Origin of the sequence: Actinomyces timonensis (genome assembly GCF_040702965.1) — a bacterium.
Classification (GTDB): Bacteria; Actinomycetota; Actinomycetes; order Actinomycetales; family Actinomycetaceae; genus Actinomyces; species Actinomyces timonensis_A.
In genome coordinates this window covers 613592-628671 of sequence record NZ_CP159989.1, presented here as the reverse complement: position 1 = coordinate 628671, position 15080 = coordinate 613592, and the positions used below count along the sequence as shown (strand labels likewise).

Below are 15080 nucleotides of genomic sequence, written 5' to 3'. Positions count from 1 at the left end.
TCTTGCTCACCACTGGTGGATGTCGATGTTGTACAGGCGCTGCAGGTACTCGGCGCTGGCGGCCGCCTCAGCGGTCAGGTCCGGATGGGTCAGGATCGTGCGCTTGAGGAAGGGGGCGCCCGAGGTGATGATCCCCTGCCAGGCGCGGATCGTGGGGTTCTCATAGCCGGCCCCGATATCGGGCCCGGTCACCCACTCGTCGATGGAGTAGGCCTCGGAGAAGGCCAGCCTGGACAGGCCCAGCTCATAGGCCATGACGACGTCCTCCTTGGTCGGCTGGACGCGGACGCCGTCGAAGAAGCGCACCCAGGCGGGATCGGCGAGGATCCCTCCCCGGAAGGACAGGAAGTAGCTCTGCATGTGCCTGCCGAACTGGTGGGAGGTCGTCAGGCTGCGGATGTCGGGGCCCGGGGGCTCGGCCGCCCACTCCAGGAGGCTGTCGATGGGGGCGAAGGGCCCGAGCATGGAGTCGTTGGTCAGCAGGACGACGGGCTTGGAGCGCACGCCCGGGATCCAGCCCAGCCCGGTGGTCCAGGAGCCGAAGTCGTAGCCGAGGTTGGGGCGGCGGATGATGATGGTCCGCTCGGGGATGCCGTGCGGGAACTCGAGGGGCTCGGGGCTCTCGCAGGTCGACACCACGACGGTGGCGTAGCCGGAGGCGTCCAGGGCGGCCAGGTAGCGGCTCAGGGAGAGCGGCTGGTCCGGGGCGGCGGAGTACTGGGCGACGATGGCGACGCGCTCGGCGGCGTCGACGGCGCCCCGCTCGCCGCGCTCGACGCGGATCCGGCCCCGGGTGACGTCGACGACGCGCGGGCCCTCGTGGAGGGCCTGGCCGCGCTGGGCGCGCTGGAGCCGCCCCAGGAGGCGGCTCACCGGGGCAGCCTCATGCGGACGGCCGACTTGACGAGCCTGACCGGCGCGGTGAGGTGCCAGGAGGTGGAGTGGCGGATGTCGCTGAGCTGCTCCCAGGCTCCGTCGAGCTTGCGCTGCATGACGCGCTGCTCCTTCTCCAGGCGCTGGATCTCGGCGTGGAGCTCCCCGGCCTCGGCGTGCGCGTGGCGCAGGGCGGCCCGCAGGCGGCGGATCTCGTCGTCCTGACTGGCGGTCATCGGTCCTCCTCGTTCAAGGGCTCGGGCTGCTCGGCCCGGGGCGCCCCCGTGGCCTCGACGCTCAGGGCGGGGCTCCAGCGCCCCTCGGGCATGGTGATCAGGCCCGGCTCGTCAATGACCCTGCCCTCGTGGATGAGGAGCTCGGTCTGGCGGTCGGAGTAATCGTAGGTGGCGCCGTCGCGCAGGAAGCAGGTGGTCAGCCACAGGCGGCCGGGATGGAGGACGACGGGGTCCATCGCGTAGTCGACGAAGCCGTCCTCGCCCGCGCGCAGGTCGTAGAGGCGCCCGGCGTGGCGGGAGTTGGGACCGGAGATCATGACCCCGCCGTCGGTGATGAAGGCCAGGCCGAGCTCGACGTCGCGCAGGTCCTTGCGGGCGTGGACGTGGACGCGCAGGGTGGCGGGCCTCCCGGTGGTGAGGAAGGGGACCTTCCTGCCCTCGCCGTCGAAGATCTCGACGCCGGTCATGCGGCACTCCCCCGAGCCCTGGTTGAGCCGGAAGTCCTTGTCCGCCTCCCGCTCGTCCTCGGTCTGCTCGGCGGCGCGCTTGTCCGCCTCCTTGGCGTTGACGGCAGCGATGTAGGCCGAGACGCCCTCGTCGGCGGGGCCGATCATCTTGACGCGGCCGTGGTCGAGCCAGACGACCTCGTCGCACATCTCCTTGGCCAGGGACAGCGAGTGGGTGACCAGGGCGATGGTGGTGCCGTGGTCGCGCAGGTCGCGCATGTACTCGAAGCACTTGCGCTGGAACTCCTCGTCACCCACGGCGATGATCTCGTCGACGATGAGGATCTTGGGCCGGATCGCCACGGCGACGGCGAAGCCCAGGCGCACGGTCATGCCCGAGGAGTAGACCTTGACGGGCTGATCGATGAAGGCGCCGATGTCGGCGAAGTCGATGATCCAGTCGATGGTGGACTCGATCTGCTTGCGGCTGCGCCCCAGGATGGCCCCGTTGAGGAAGATGTTCTCACGCCCCGTGAGCTCGCCGTGGAAGCCGGCGCCGAGCTCGAGGAGGGCGTCGACGCTGTCCGAGACGGTGACGGTGCCGCTCGTGGGGCGGTAGACGCCGGCCAGGAGCTTGAGCATCGTGGACTTGCCCGAGCCGTTGTGGCCGACGAGCCCGAAGGTGGTCCCCTTGCGGATCTTGAAGGAGACGTCGTCCAGGGCGTGGAAGACGCGCTGCTCGGAGGTGGCGCGCCCGCGCACGAAGCGCTCCTTGAAGGTGGAGCGGCGGTCGGCCTGCATCTCGAAGCTCTTCGAGACGTGGTCGACGACGATGGCGTAGTCCTCGGGCCCGGGGTCCTCGGGAGCGGTGGGCGCGGAGGCCGCCCCGATCATCTCAGCGCTCATCTCAGATCATCTCCCCCAGGTCGGCGCCCCACTTCCTGATCACGACGCGGGCCGCGAGGTATGCCAGCAGCGCCCACCCCAGGCAGGCGACCCAGTGCGTCAGGGGCCCGGCATGGCCGAGGTAGGCGAGGTCCCGGAAGAGCCCGATGAACTCGGCGATCGGCATGTGCGTGATGAGGGACCGCAGGGGGACGCCCCAGTGGTGCTCCGGGACGAGGTCCGCGTTGTAGATGATGGGGGTGGCGTAGAACATGAGCTGGAGGACGACGCCGACCAGCTGGGCCAGGTCCCGCATGTAGACGTTGCCGATGGCCAGGATGACGGAGATCGCCTGGACGAAGACGACGACGAGCGCGACGAGCAGCGGGATCAGCAGCCAGGACCAGGCCAGGAATCCGATGAGGGCCAGGACCACGAGGAGCAGCCCCGCCTCGATGGCGCTCTGGATGCCGACGGCCATCCCGGCCCCGAGCACGGGGGCGTAGGCGGGGAAGTAGACCTTCTGGAGCAGCCCGCCGGAGGACAGGAGCCCGTTGATGCCCGCGTTGATCGAGTTCTGGAAGTAGCCCCAGATGGTCAGGCCGGCGAAGAGCCAGAGCGCGAACAGCGCGATGCCGCCCGTGCGGTCCTCGACGGCGGGGGGCCGCATCTGGAACAGGCCGCCGAAGATGACGGCGTAGATACCCAGGGTGGCCAGGGGGACCACGAGGGACCAGACCCATCCCAGCAGCGTGCCGTTGAACTTGGCCTTGAGGTCCCTCTGCCCGAAGGCGTTGATGAGGCTCGCCTGCTGGCCGAGGGTCAGGGGCGACCTCACGTCGATATGCTCCGCCATGGCCTCACTCATCCGGGTCCGGGTGCGAATCCGCCGCCCTGGGAGATGGCGACTCGAAGCCCCAGTCTAGACCAGGGCCGACGCCGCGCGGGCCACCCGGCCCGTGCGTCCGGCTACGGTCGGCGCGGTCAGGCGATCCAGGCGCCGGAGGGGGCGAAGGCGTAGGTCCTCCCGCCGATGCCGCGCGCGCCGGTGACCATGCGCCCGGTATCGGGGCTCAGGTAGTACCAGTGGGAGCCGATGCGGTGCCAGCCCGTAGCCATGCCTCCCCAGTCCTCCGCCAGGTAGTACCAGCCGCCGTCGACCTCCCGCCAGCCGGTGGCCATGGCCCCGCTGGAGGGGTCGAGGTAGTACCAGGCACCGCCGTCCCACAGCCAGCCGGTGAGCATGGCGCCGGTGGGGTGCAGGTAGTACCAGCGGCCGCCGACCTTCTGCCAGCCGGTGTCCATGGCCCCGCTGGAGGGGTCGAGGTAGTACCAGGCACCGCCGTCCCACAGCCAGCCGGTGGCCATGCGGCCGGAGCCGGGCGAGAGGTAGTACCAGGCGGAGCCCTGCTCGAGCCAGCCGGTGAAGAGCTCCAGGTCGTCGGTGTAGTAGTACCAGGCGCTCCCGGACCGCACCCACCCGGGCCCGGGGACGGTGGCGCCGTCCATCTGGGTGGCGGCGATGGAGCGGATCTGGTCCATTCGGGAGTAGCCGACATCGCCCGGGCACGCGGTGTGGCCGACGTCGCGGTGGGCGAGGATGCGAGGCAGGGAGACGACCTGCCCGGCGGCGTACTTCTCGGAGGAGCGGATGGTGAAGTCCGCCCGACCGCCCGCGTCCGTCACCCCGCCACGGGCGAGGAACCATCCGGCGAGCCTGCCGACGCGGTCGAGCTGGGCCTGCGTGGGGGCCACGGCCGAGTAGTCGCCCATCATGGAGATGCCCATCGTCCCGGTGTTGGCGCCGTAGGCGTGGCCGCCCACGGACATCGTCCCGGGCGCGGAGTCGAGGGTGCCCAGGCGGCCCTCGTAGACAGTGCCGTACTTGTCGACGAGGAAGTTGTAGCCGATGTCCCCCCAGTCCAGGGTCACCGAGTGGTAGTGGTAGATGCCCTGGATGATGCCCCTGGACTGGGCGGCGGTGTAGTTGTTCGTCCCCGCGGTGTGGTGGACGATGACGTGCTTCGCGCTCGCGTGCTCGACGTCCCAGTCGGAGGTGGAGGAGGCGCCCCAGGCCGAGCGCGGGGTGACGGCGAAGGGCAGGCCGGGGACGGCGACCGCCCCGGCGACGCCCGCGAGCGCGGCCCCCGCCCCGGCGGCGCCGGCGCCGGCGCTCGCGGGAGCGGGGGCCTCAATGGTCCCGGCGGCTGCGGCCTGGCGGGCGGTGGCGGCCCGGTCCACGGGCGTGGCGGGCGCGGTGACGGACTCGAGCGCGGAGGCCTCAATGGCCTCCTCCGAGCCGCTGGGGGCGTCGGGGACGAGGTGGAGGCGCAGGCCCGCGGGGACGGATCGGGCGTCGTCGATGATGAGGGCGGCCTGGACGGCGTCGGCGCCACCGGTGACGAAGGGCTCGGTGCCGGCGGGTCGGGCGGGGCCCGAGTCGCGCCCCCCGGCGCTCTCGACCTCGAGGAGGTGCCACGTGGACCACTCGCCGCCCTCGCGCACGCGCAGGTAGGCGCTCATGCCGTCGGGGAGACCGCCGCCGTTCCAGGTGAAGCCGGCCACCACGAAGCCATCGACGGCGAGCGGCTCAGTCAGGAGGGCGGCGTCGCGCTCGGGGTCGATGCCGGAGGAGGGATCCGCCGTGGCCAGGGGGAAGCGGGCCGTTCCGACACCGGTGCCGGAGGCGGCGGGCGAGGTGCCGGCCGGGCCGGGGGCGGCGGGCGGCGAGGCCTTGAGGCCCGCCTGGGCCACGGAGGTGAGGGCGCCGTCCCCCGAGGTCAGCTCCAGCACCCTCGCGGGAGCGCCGTCGGGGGGAGGGGCGAGCGGCCGGGCCAGGGCCGCCGCTGACGCGGCGGGCGCCGTGGAAGCGGCGGACTCGCCTGCCAGGACGATCAGGGGCAGGGTGGACATCATCCCGAAGGATCGGCGGCTGAGCATAGGGTCCTCTCGTGTTGCGCCACCAGCGCGATGGCATCAATGTGACGATTGGGGCGGATGAGACTATTGGGATCAGTTTGACACCCTACCCGCCCCAGCGCCCCTCTTCACCGCGAGCCCGGCGATGCTCACCGAAATGCAATGCTCCCCGTCGCCCGCCGGCCCGCCGCGCTCGGGGCCTGTGGCATGATGGCGGGCGGAAGAATTCGGCGTTTTCACGGCATCGCATATCCCATGCCTGCTGGCCGAGCAGTGTCGACCACGGAGTCCCTCATGAACGTTCTCATCACCGGTGGCGCCGGCTTCATCGGCGCCAACTTCGCCCACCAGACACTCTCGCGGTACCCCGACGCGCGCGTCGTCGTCCTCGACAAGCTCACCTACGCGGGGAACAAGGGCTCCCTGGCGGACGTGTCGGACCGCGTCGAGCTCGTCGTCGGCGACATCGCCGACATGGACACGGTGGACCCGCTGGTGGCGGACGCCGACGTCGTCGTCCACTTCGCCGCGGAGTCGCACAACGACAACTCCCTCAACGACCCCTCCCCCTTCATCCGCACCAACCTGGTGGGCACCTTCACCCTCCTGGAGGCGGTGCGCCGCCACGGGACGCGCTTCCACCACGTCTCCACCGATGAGGTCTACGGGGACCTGGAGCTCGACGACCCAGCCAAGTTCACCCCGGAGACGCCCTACAACCCCTCCTCGCCGTACTCATCATCGAAGGCGGGCTCGGATCTTCTCGTGCGCGCCTGGGTGCGCTCCTTCGGCATCGAGGCCACGATCTCCAACTGCTCGAACAACTACGGGCCGTACCAGCACATCGAGAAGTTCATCCCCCGCCAGATCACCAACCTCATCGACGGCGTGCGCCCCAAGCTCTACGGCGCTGGCGAGAACGTGCGCGACTGGATCCACGTCCTGGACCACAACGACGCCGTGTGGGACATCGTGGAGAAGGGCCGCATCGGCGAGACCTACCTCATCGGCGCCGACGGCGAGAAGAGCAACAAGGAGGTCGTCGAGCTGATCCTGGAGCTGATGGGCTTCGACCCGGGCGACTACGAGCACGTCAACGACCGTCCCGGCCACGACATGCGCTACGCCATCGACAACACCAAGCTGGTGGCCGAGCTCGGCTGGGCGCCCAGGTTCACGGACTTCCGCTCCGGCCTGACGGCCACCATCGACTGGTACCGCGACAACGAGGCCTGGTGGCGCCCGCTCAAGGCGGAGGTCGAGGCCAAGTACGCCGCCCAGGGCCAGTGAGGCACGCCACCCAGTAAGGCAAGGCCGCCCGGGGCCAGTGAGCGAGGGCTGCAACCCGATCTCGTTGCCTCACAGTCGACCTCGTCCCGTCCTGGTTGATCTCGTTCCTTAAGCGAGCGAGATCAACCAGGACGGGACGAGATCAAGGGCCGGCGAACGAGATCGACAGGGTCCTGGCAACACGCTCGTGGCAGGAGCGCGACCGCTAACCGCGCAGCTCCGCCTTGTTCCGCTCGAACCACCTGGAGTACCCGCCCATATCGAAAGGCCATCTCAGGCAGCCGGGCTCAGCGCGCTCACGGGCGCCGAGCATCTGGTCGCACAGCCCGCTGTAGGCCTGGGAGCCGGGAGCCCGCCCCTCGACAACGCCCCGCGAGATCGCCCACAGCACGCCGTGCACGGCGATCTCCGAGTACCGCTCGATGACGGCACGCGCCTGGCGGTCGTCGATGATGGCGACACCGCCCATCATCTGCGCCAGGGCGGCGACCCACGCCTCTCCCCCGTCCCTGCCGTCTGATGCCGTACCCAGGCGCTGCTGCCAATCGGCCAGGATCGTCAGGCCCTCCAGCTCCTCGATGTCAACGACATCGAGGCCCGCCAGGTCTCTCACCCCGAGGCGATCCAGCTCCTCGGCGACTCCTGCAGGCAGCACGTGCCGTCGTTGCGAGCCCGCGGCATCGAGCAACCAGTCAACATGCCCGCACCTCGCCGCGTGCAGCGGCCCCGTCGTGTCCCAGACGAGGATCGCCGTACTCGGCGAGGCGCTCTTGTCAGTACTCACGATGGCAGAACACCGAGCGTCATCTCCGCCGCTCGTCGGGGCGTGACGAGCCGACCTTCTGCGGCCAGGGCGCAGGCCCGGATCCACGCCCGCGGCAGGCCCGGCGGTACGACGTCCTCCTGGGGCCGAGCCCCGAGAACGCGGTAGAAGTCCGCGTCGACAGGGGTGGTCGTCGTGTCGATCGACGCCAGGTCGAGGCCCGCTCCCTGCGCGACCCTCATGAGCAGGGACCACGAGACCCTGTACTCGCCCGCCAGGCGCACCAGCGTCTCTCGCGACGGGCTCTCGCCCCAGGCGCGGCGCACCGCGGCGCCAGGAAGGAGGAGCTCGGCGGCGAAGGCGTCGACCAGCTCCTCCGCCTCGCGCGGCGCCACGTAGTGGCCCGAGGCCTCGTAGGCATCACCTGCAAGGTGGTGGCCGATCTCATGGGCCAGTGTCGTCCGCCGACGACCGGGCTCGACGTCGGCCCCGACGACCGCGACACCAAGACCCGGCTCCGGGGTCAGCGACCTGCCGTCGATCTGCGCCGACGTCGTCCGGGCCCACAAGCCCAGTCGGGAGGCGACATCGGTCATGTCACCCAGGGGCTCGTTGCCTGCCTCAAGGTACTCGCGCGCGCGACGGGCCAGGTCCCGGGCCTGCTCGCGGGACGCAAGGCCAGAGCCGCCGAAGGGCAGCGGCACCGGCTCGACGATCCCCGCCTCCCGCAGCTGGCACAGGTCCCTCCACGCGCGGTCGAGGTCGATCTCCGCCTGGAGCTCCTCACGCTCATTTCGCGTCGCCGCCTCCCCGACCGGCCGGCGCGCCGCCCGGACGTCCGGCGTGGGACGCGCAACGAGGTCGATGAGGTCCACGTCGAGCGCCTCGGCGATCCTCGCAAGCTTCGAGCGCCGAGACCTTGCGCTCACCGGACTCCGCACGGGACAGGGCCGTGCGCTCCAAACCGCACCGGGCGGCGAGCTGCCCTTGGTCGAGGCCCCGGCCCTGGCGGATCCGCCGGATCTGCTCCCCGAGCTGGACGAAGTCCTTAACCGTCTCCATGTGTGCGATTTTCACACACGCTCATCCGTCGCTCAAGGGTGGCACGACTCCCGTCTCACCTGGAGCACGTCGTAGAGGAACTGGGCTGGGCGCCCAGGTTCACGGACTTCCGCTCCGGCCTGACGGCCACCATCGACTGGTACCGCGACAACGAGGCCTGGTGGCGCCCGCTCAAGGCGGAGGTCGAGGCCAAGTACGCCGCCCAGGGCCAGTGAGGTGATGGCGGGCCTCAGCCGCAGGCGGTGATGCGCCAGAGCGTCGCCGTGGACCCGGTGCCCGACGGCGCGGAGTCGACCTCCTCCAGGTACTCGTGGGGCACCTGGTCCATCCGCCAGCCCCACAGCGGCTGGCGGCCGCCCCCGGTGGCGCCATCGGGGCGGGCGTCGTCGGAGTAGTAGTGCGTCACTCCGCGCTCATTGAGGATCCGGCACACCTCGGGGTCGGAGCCGAGCTGGTCGAGGTGCTCCCCCAGCCACTCCAGCTCCGGGCTGATCGGCAGGAGCCGCGTGGGGTAGACCGTGCGCACGCCGGCCACGCTCCACAGGTAGGCGCTCCCGTTGGACGGGTTCCCTATGACGAGCGCGTCGGCGCCGAGCTCCTGGGGGGCGCGGCGGATCATCGCCAGCTCGGCGTCGGAGAGCATCGTGCCGTAGGAGATGCGCCCCGGATCGTGGACCGCTTCCATGATCTCCGCCTTCAGGCCCCACCTCCACGCGGGGGCGAGGACGAGCGAGGCCGCCAGCGCGGCCAGCGCGACGCGGCGCGGGTGGGCGCCCAACCGCCCGCGCCATCCGGGGCGCGCGGCCCACGCGCGGGTGAGATCGCGGGCGCCGAGGGTGGCGAGCACGAGGAGCCCGATCGTCACGAGGACGATGATGCGGGCCCGCTGGGTGTACCACGGTCCGGCCAGGACGCGCAGGGGCCACTGGGGCCCCGCGGCGAGGAGCAGGATGAGCGCGGCCGCCCCGGTGCCGATGGACCACAGGCGCGCCTGCCGGGCATCGCCCCCGCGGGCGCCCCGCCACGCCCCGGCCACGGCGACGAGCGCCAGGGCGAGCACCAGGGCGTTGCCCGGGACGTACGGGGAGAAGCGGGCCAGCAGGGGATGATCGGTGGTGAGCGCGTAGACGGTCTCCGCGAGGTTGCTGGGTGGGCGCTGGTAGGAGAAGACGTCCACCAGCGAGCCGCGCACCCGCCAGCCGGCCCCGGCCACCAGGAGCCCGCCCGCGGCGGCGATAGCGATCAGGGCTCCTCTCCGCCGCCCGCCGAGGCGCCAGGCGGCGGGCACCGGGCCCCACAAGCCGCGCGCCACCAGCGGCCCGGCCAGCACGATGAGGTTGAAGGCGGCCGCTCCGTGCGCGCCGATGACGCCGAGAGCGCCCAGGGCGGCCAGCGCGATGGCGCGCGCGCGCCATCGGCCGCCCAGGGCGCCGCTCGCGCAAGCGCGCGTCACCAGGGCGAGGCATCCGGGCAGGAGGCACACGGACAGCGCGTAGGGCCACACGCTGGTGAGGAGGAGGAGGACGGAGACCACGGAGCCGGACAGGGCGGTCCCCAGCCCCAGGAGCGCGCCCGCCCCCCGGTCCTCCTCGGTGCCCGCGCTCCTGAGGGTCTCACTCAGGAGGGCCGCCATGCTCAGTGGCCAGATGGCCGACGAGAGCACCACGACGAGGGTGTTGGAGCCCTCGATGACCCCGCCGGGCAGGAGCGCGGCGATGGCGTGCCAAACCATGGGGTAGTAGATGCGCTGACCGTCGTAGAGCGGCCAGGTGCCGCCGAGCGGGCTCGCGTCCCCCGTCACGCGCACGAAGGCGGTGGCGGACAGGTGGTAGATGGAGTCCGAGGCCTGCATCGGGGAGTCGAGCGCCCCGGTCGAACGGATCACCGGCACCGCGGTCATGAGCGCGGCCAGCCCCAGTCCCGCGCACAGCGCGAGTCGGCCCCGGGCGCCGAGGGGGGCCGGACCGGCCGGTGGGCCGACGGGACCGGGCTCCCGGGGACCGCGGGCGAGCGCGCCCATGGCGACGCAGGCGGCCCACAGCCAGCCGACGGGGCCGATGAGCAGGTGGCCGCGGTCCCAGGGGATCCCCAGCGGCTGGGCGATGGTGCTCCCCAGGGCGAGGATCCCGGCGGTGAGCGTCGGCGCGGCCCCCAGCGCTGTCACTCCGCGCAGCCCCCAGGCCTGGGCGATCGACCAGCCCGGGATGATGAGCCCGCCGAGGGCCGCCACCGCGATCGGCGGGGCAGCCGCCCACGAGGAGCCGACGGCGCCGCCGAGCCGGATCATCAGCGCGAGCGCCGCGATCCCGGCCAGCGGCAGGACGACGACGCGGATCGCGGTGGGTCCGATCCGCGCCGCGGGGCGGGGGCGCCGAGAGCCACTCATGGAGTCGATTCCTCCTGGTCGCAGGCGGTGATGCGCCACAGCCGGGCGCCGTCGATGTCGGCCACCCTCACGAAGCCCTCCGATGTGTCGACCTGGCGGAAGCCGGGGTAGAGGGCGAAGGCCTCCGGGGGCAGATCCGGCTGCTCGTAGTACATGGGGATGCCGCCCTGGGCCCTGATGATGCCGCACACCCGGGCATCGGCGCGGATCCTCGAGAAGTTCCGCGCCAGGTACCGCTGCTGCCAGTTGATGGGGGCGCCGTAGTGCCGGTAGAAGGAGGTGCCGTCGGTGAAGACGGCGACGTAGGTCGCGCCCGTCTCCGGGGACCCGTAGACCACCGTCCCGGCGAAGGCCTCCCGGTCCTCGCCCTGGAGCTCCTCGGCCTCATCGGCGTTGAGCCACACGTGGTGCGTGAACCACTGGTAGGCGTAGTAGGACCAGTTCTCCGAGGCCTCGGCGCCCGCGCGGCTGGCGGGGATGCTCATGCCCAGGGCCGCGCAGACGGCGAGGGCGGTGGCCGCGCGCGGCGCGCGCAGGATCCTGCCCCGGTAGGAGAGCGATGGCCCCATCCGGGCGGGCCACGCCCGACGGGCCAGCAGGGCCAGCTCCTGGAGACAGCCCGCGGCGAGGATCCCGTCGACGAGCACGAGGATCGCCAGGACGCGCAGGAGGTCGCGCCACCAGGCGCCTGTGAGGGCGCCCAGGGCGGGGCTGGCCGAGGCCGTCGTCAGCGCGAGCGCCACGAGCGTCCCCCACACCGTCACCGGCGCCCACCGCCCGCTGCGCGCCAGGAGGACCGCCCCGGCCACGGCCAGGGCGCCGAGCGCCCCCAGCCAGCCGGACATGGCCTGCCCCTCCAGGGGCACCAGGAACAGGCTCATGGAGGCCGTCATTGCGATGGTGCGGCCCTCTCCGGGGAACCCCGACATCGTCCGCAGCATGGGGACGAGCGGCATGATCCCGATGGGCGCCAGGCAGGCCAGCGCCGAGGCGAGGAGCAGGAGGCCGTCCCGCCTCCGGCCGGCCCTGGCCGCCGTCAGGGCCGCGCGGGAGAGCCGGGCCGCGCCGAGCGCGCACACGATGATGAGCAGCGCCTGGGCCCCTCCGGGGTGAGCGGCGCCGACCCCGACGAGGCAGGCGGCCCCCAGCGCCGCGAGCGCGACCAGGTGGCGGCGGCCACGCCCCGGTAGGGCCAGGAGGGCGGCGATGGTCCCCAGGAGCGCGACCGTCGCCAGGGCGGCGGCCATGAGCGCGTTGAAGAACACCATGTACGCCGGGACCCACATGGTGGCGCTCCCCAGGAGGGCCGCGAGGCTGGCCGCCCACCAGCGCAGGCCCATGGCGCGCGCGAGCAGCACCGTGGTCATGGGCAGGAGGATCGCGCCGACGGCGAGGAGGGAGGCGTTGAGGATCTGCGATGAATTCGCCCAGGGGCGCAGGACGACGGCGATGGAGTGGAAGCCGTCGGGGTAGATGGCCCCGTTGATGGCCCGGGAGGCCGTGAGGATGGAGGCGTTGCCCGTGCGGTGGATCTCCTCGATGAGGTTCATGTGGAGCACGGAGTCCATGTTCTGGTGGGCGGCGCGCGGATCCCCCATCTGGCGGGTCAGGGCGAGCGCGTGGATGAGTCCGGCGGGCAGGGCGGCCAGGATCGCGGCGACGGCGAGGAGCGGGGTCCTAGGCGCGCCGGGGGGCGGGGCGGGGCGGGGGCCGACGACGGCCCGGAGAATCGCGGGAGCGTGGTCGGGCTCGTCGTCGGCGCCGCGGGCCCCATCGGCCGCCGCGGCGATCCCGGCCGCGGACTCATCGCGCGAGGGCGCCGCTGGGCGCGCGGCCAACCGACGGCGCAGGACCCGGGCGGCCAGGGAGGAGGCGAGCACCACCGCGCCCAGAGCGCCCTGCGATCCGGTCCCCCACCCGATCCCGGTGGAGTCCAGCCCGATCCCCGCCAGCACGACGATCATGAGGGTGATCGCGGGGCCGGCGGCCAGGGCGACGAGCGGCAGCGCTCCCAGGGCGCGCAGCAGGACGGCTCCCGGGACGACGATCAGCGCGCTGAGCGCGACCGCGAGGAGGACCATGGCATTCCAGTCCACTGGGCCTCCCTCACCGCGCTCCGGGGATCAACCCGCCGATCATAGACGGCCGGGGCGCCGAGGGCGGGCCTGGGGCGCGGATCACGGGTCTCGGGGCCCATCGCGAGTCAGCCGCAACCGGTGATGCGCCACAGGGCGGCGTCCCCCTCGGAGTCGACGAGCTCGAGCCCCCGTGCGGGCGGGCGGATGAGCGACGCGTCCCACCACGCCGTGGCGGCGCCGTAGTCGGCACCGGCGGCCGTCGGGTCCTCCTGGGTGAGGAAGTACTCCACGCCCAGGTTGTCCAATCGCGAGCAGATCAGCGCCGTCGTCGTCTCATCGATGCCGAAGCCGGGCCACAGGAGGGCCACGCTGCCCATGTCCGAGGGGTAGTAGGGCTCGCTGCGGGACATGTAGACCCCGTGGATGCCGGTCATGGGCCACACATAGCCCGCCCCCCGGGCGGGCGCGCCCAGGACCACCGCGTCGTCGGGGAGGACGCCCCTCGACCTCTCCAGCAGGACGAGCTCATCGACGGTGGCCAGCGTGCCGTGCTGAATATGGCGCGGGTCCCAGATCGAGGCGACCAGGTCGTGCAGCAGCGGCACTCGGCAGGCCACGGCCACCAGTACGACGACGGCGAGCGCGCCGCCCCGCAGCCGGGCCCCGCCGCGCCTTAGCGGCGGGAGCGCCCGCTCGACGGCGGGCAGGCCGCTGATCCCACGCGCGGCGAGGAGGATCGCGGGGATGGTCACCAATGGCATGATCCGCGCCTCCTGGAGGTACCAGGGCGAGCCGATCTGGCGCCCTGGCCAGGCGGGGCCCGAGGTGAGCAGGACGATCACCGTGGCCATGAGCCACAGCGCGACCCAGGGGCGGAGGGAGGGGTCGTGGCGCGCCTGCCACGCGCCCACGAGCGCGAGAGCGGTGAGCACCGCCCCGGCCGGGATCCAGGCGATGGGGGGCACGAGGCCGTACTGCGGGGCGTCGAGGATGATCCTCTTGAGCGCGTCGAGGATCCCGCCCCAGCCCCCGGCGGGCCGCTCGTAGGAGAGCACCGAGACCACCTGCTCGCCCATCACCCACCCGCCGAGCAGGGCCGCCGCTGTGAGCAGGGGGAGGACGCGCAGCATGATGCGCCGCCCCCGCCCTCCCAGCCGGATGACGTGGCTCATCACCGCGGCGACGAAGGGGAGGCTGATCACCAGCGCGTTGAAGGCGCCCGCGCCGTGGGCGAGCACCGTCCCGCCCCCGATGACGACGAGCACGCCCAGGCTGGTCCCGGGCGTGCAGGTGCGATCGAGGATATCGCGCAGCGCGGTGCCCAGGACGGCGAGGACCCCGGGCAGGGCGATGACGGACAGGACGTAGGGCCACACCGTCAGAGAGGTCATGAGCACCGGCAGCGCGACGGTGGTCGAGGCCAGGGCGACGGTCAGGCCGGTGGCCCTGGCCCACCCCTCGCCGAGGGTCCTGCGCAGCGCCGTGAGCATGCCCGTCAGAGCCGCCGGCCACACCAGGACGGCGCACCCCAGGAGCAGGGCGTTGGTGGCCTGGATGGCGCTGCCGGGGATGAAGACGGCGATCGCGTGCCAGAGCGTGGGGTAGAAGGCGCGGTAGCCCTGATATATCGGCCACAATCCGCCGAAGGGGGAGGCGTCGCCGATCTCCCTCATGACGGTGATGGCGTTGACGTGGAAGGTGACGTCGTAGGCCTGGGCCGGCCAGGAGGCCTTGGGCGCGGCCGTCGCCGCCGCCATCGCCGCCGCCCCGGCCACGACGGCGCCGCCGAGCAGCCAGGCGAGCTCATCGGCCCGCAGCCTCGTGGAGCCCGCCAGGGTGGGGCCGATGCGAATCCACCCCTTGCGCCGCAGCACGCGCGCGGGGAGGCCGAGCAGCGCCATGAGGCCGATGACGACGGGCGGCCCCCAGACCATCCAGTGCAGCGACAGGGCGCTGGTGAGCATTTGCGCCGCGGAGATGATCGCGGCGCTGACCGCCGGGGCGAGGGCGAAGGCGGGCAGCCTGCCGACCCCGGCCGACCGGGCGACCGCCCAGCCGGGCGCCAGGAGGACGGCCGCTCCGAAGAGCGCGCCGAGGAGGAGCGTCAGCACGCGCCCCTCCCCCGCCAACCCTGATGCCCGG

12 protein-coding genes and 1 pseudogene are annotated in these 15080 nt (G+C 72.5%); 2 read left to right on the top strand and 11 right to left on the bottom strand.

Translation table 11 applies throughout. From position 1 onward, the window contains the following. Window positions 1-6: 6 nt before the first annotated feature. The 5 genes from ABXS69_RS02740 to ABXS69_RS02720 all read right to left on the bottom strand — a co-directional run bounded on the left by ABXS69_RS02740 (window position 7) and on the right by ABXS69_RS02720 (window position 5380). Window positions 7-873 carry a rhamnan synthesis F family protein gene (locus ABXS69_RS02740; protein WP_366181068.1) on the bottom strand — a complete coding sequence of 289 codons (867 nt, stop codon included), beginning with the start codon at window positions 871-873 and terminating at the stop codon, window positions 7-9. Beyond that, entirely contained in the window at window positions 870-1109 is a 240-nt protein-coding gene (locus ABXS69_RS02735; protein ID WP_366181067.1) for a methyltransferase, read from the bottom strand. Before ABXS69_RS02735 ends, ABXS69_RS02740 begins: the two co-directional genes overlap by 4 nt. After that, the gene (locus ABXS69_RS02730) at window positions 1106-2461 is read right to left on the bottom strand and encodes an ABC transporter ATP-binding protein (protein WP_366181066.1); all 1356 of its coding nucleotides are present in this window, start codon (window positions 2459-2461) and stop codon (window positions 1106-1108) included. Before ABXS69_RS02730 ends, ABXS69_RS02735 begins: the two co-directional genes overlap by 4 nt. A gap of 1 nt (window position 2462) precedes the next feature. After that, window positions 2463-3296, bottom strand: coding sequence for an ABC transporter permease (locus ABXS69_RS02725; RefSeq protein WP_366181065.1), 834 nt, complete (start codon window positions 3294-3296; stop codon window positions 2463-2465). A 128-nt stretch (window positions 3297-3424) separates the two neighbouring features. Continuing rightward, window positions 3425-5380: an N-acetylmuramoyl-L-alanine amidase gene (locus tag ABXS69_RS02720; protein ID WP_366181064.1), complete on the bottom strand. Its 1956-nt coding sequence runs from the start codon at window positions 5378-5380 to the stop codon at window positions 3425-3427. Between the two features lie 273 nt (window positions 5381-5653). Between ABXS69_RS02720 and rfbB the strand changes: the two genes are divergently transcribed. Continuing rightward, window positions 5654-6649, top strand: a complete 996-nt coding sequence (gene rfbB, locus ABXS69_RS02715) for a dTDP-glucose 4,6-dehydratase (protein ID WP_366181063.1) — start codon at window positions 5654-5656, stop codon at window positions 6647-6649. Between the two features lie 205 nt (window positions 6650-6854). Here the strand turns inward: rfbB and ABXS69_RS02710 are convergent, their stop codons facing one another. Genes ABXS69_RS02710 through ABXS69_RS02700 form a run of 3 tightly spaced genes read right to left on the bottom strand, consistent with a single transcriptional unit; the run spans window position 6855 to window position 8474 of the window. Further along, the gene (locus ABXS69_RS02710) at window positions 6855-7433 is read right to left on the bottom strand and encodes a hypothetical protein (RefSeq protein ID WP_366181062.1); all 579 of its coding nucleotides are present in this window, start codon (window positions 7431-7433) and stop codon (window positions 6855-6857) included. Next, a complete protein-coding gene (locus ABXS69_RS02705) occupies window positions 7430-8287 on the bottom strand; it encodes an ImmA/IrrE family metallo-endopeptidase (protein ID WP_366181061.1) in 858 nt (285 codons plus the stop codon). The genes ABXS69_RS02710 and ABXS69_RS02705 overlap by 4 nt, the downstream gene beginning before the upstream one ends. Further along, complete coding sequence (locus tag ABXS69_RS02700; protein WP_366181060.1) at window positions 8202-8474, bottom strand: helix-turn-helix transcriptional regulator; 273 nt, start codon at window positions 8472-8474, stop codon at window positions 8202-8204. Before ABXS69_RS02700 ends, ABXS69_RS02705 begins: the two co-directional genes overlap by 86 nt. A 68-nt stretch (window positions 8475-8542) precedes the next feature. Between ABXS69_RS02700 and ABXS69_RS02695 the strand changes: the two are divergent. After that, a pseudogene (locus ABXS69_RS02695) lies at window positions 8543-8689 on the top strand (dTDP-glucose 4,6-dehydratase); the annotation flags it as partial. A 14-nt stretch (window positions 8690-8703) separates the two neighbouring features. On the opposite strand, the gene ABXS69_RS02690 reads toward ABXS69_RS02695, so the two are convergent. The 3 genes from ABXS69_RS02690 to ABXS69_RS02680 all read right to left on the bottom strand — a co-directional run bounded on the left by ABXS69_RS02690 (window position 8704) and on the right by ABXS69_RS02680 (window position 15049). Next, complete coding sequence (locus tag ABXS69_RS02690) at window positions 8704-10860, bottom strand: DUF6541 family protein (protein ID WP_366181059.1); 2157 nt, start codon at window positions 10858-10860, stop codon at window positions 8704-8706. After that, entirely contained in the window at window positions 10857-12956 is a 2100-nt protein-coding gene (locus ABXS69_RS02685) for a DUF6541 family protein (protein ID WP_366181058.1), read from the bottom strand. The genes ABXS69_RS02690 and ABXS69_RS02685 overlap by 4 nt, the downstream gene beginning before the upstream one ends. A 107-nt stretch (window positions 12957-13063) precedes the next feature. Further along, window positions 13064-15049, bottom strand: coding sequence for a DUF6541 family protein (locus ABXS69_RS02680; RefSeq protein ID WP_366181057.1), 1986 nt, complete (start codon window positions 15047-15049; stop codon window positions 13064-13066). Between the last annotated feature and the right edge of the window lie 31 nt (window positions 15050-15080).

Bases quoted from the DNA above. Each gene is read 5' to 3' on its own strand.
- ABXS69_RS02735 (WP_366181067.1), bottom strand. From the start codon at position 1,109: ATGACCGCCAGTCAGGACGACGAGATCCGCCGCCTGCGGGCCGCCCTG.
- ABXS69_RS02730 (WP_366181066.1), bottom strand. From the start codon at position 2,461: ATGAGCGCTGAGATGATCGGGGCGGCCTCCGCGCCCACCGCTCCCGAG.
- ABXS69_RS02725 (WP_366181065.1), bottom strand. From the start codon at position 3,296: ATGGCGGAGCATATCGACGTGAGGTCGCCCCTGACCCTCGGCCAGCAG.
- ABXS69_RS02720 (WP_366181064.1), bottom strand. From the start codon at position 5,380: ATGCTCAGCCGCCGATCCTTCGGGATGATGTCCACCCTGCCCCTGATC.
- rfbB (WP_366181063.1), top strand. From the start codon at position 5,654: ATGAACGTTCTCATCACCGGTGGCGCCGGCTTCATCGGCGCCAACTTC.
- ABXS69_RS02700 (WP_366181060.1), bottom strand. From the start codon at position 8,474: ATGGAGACGGTTAAGGACTTCGTCCAGCTCGGGGAGCAGATCCGGCGG.
- ABXS69_RS02690 (WP_366181059.1), bottom strand. From the start codon at position 10,860: ATGAGTGGCTCTCGGCGCCCCCGCCCCGCGGCGCGGATCGGACCCACC.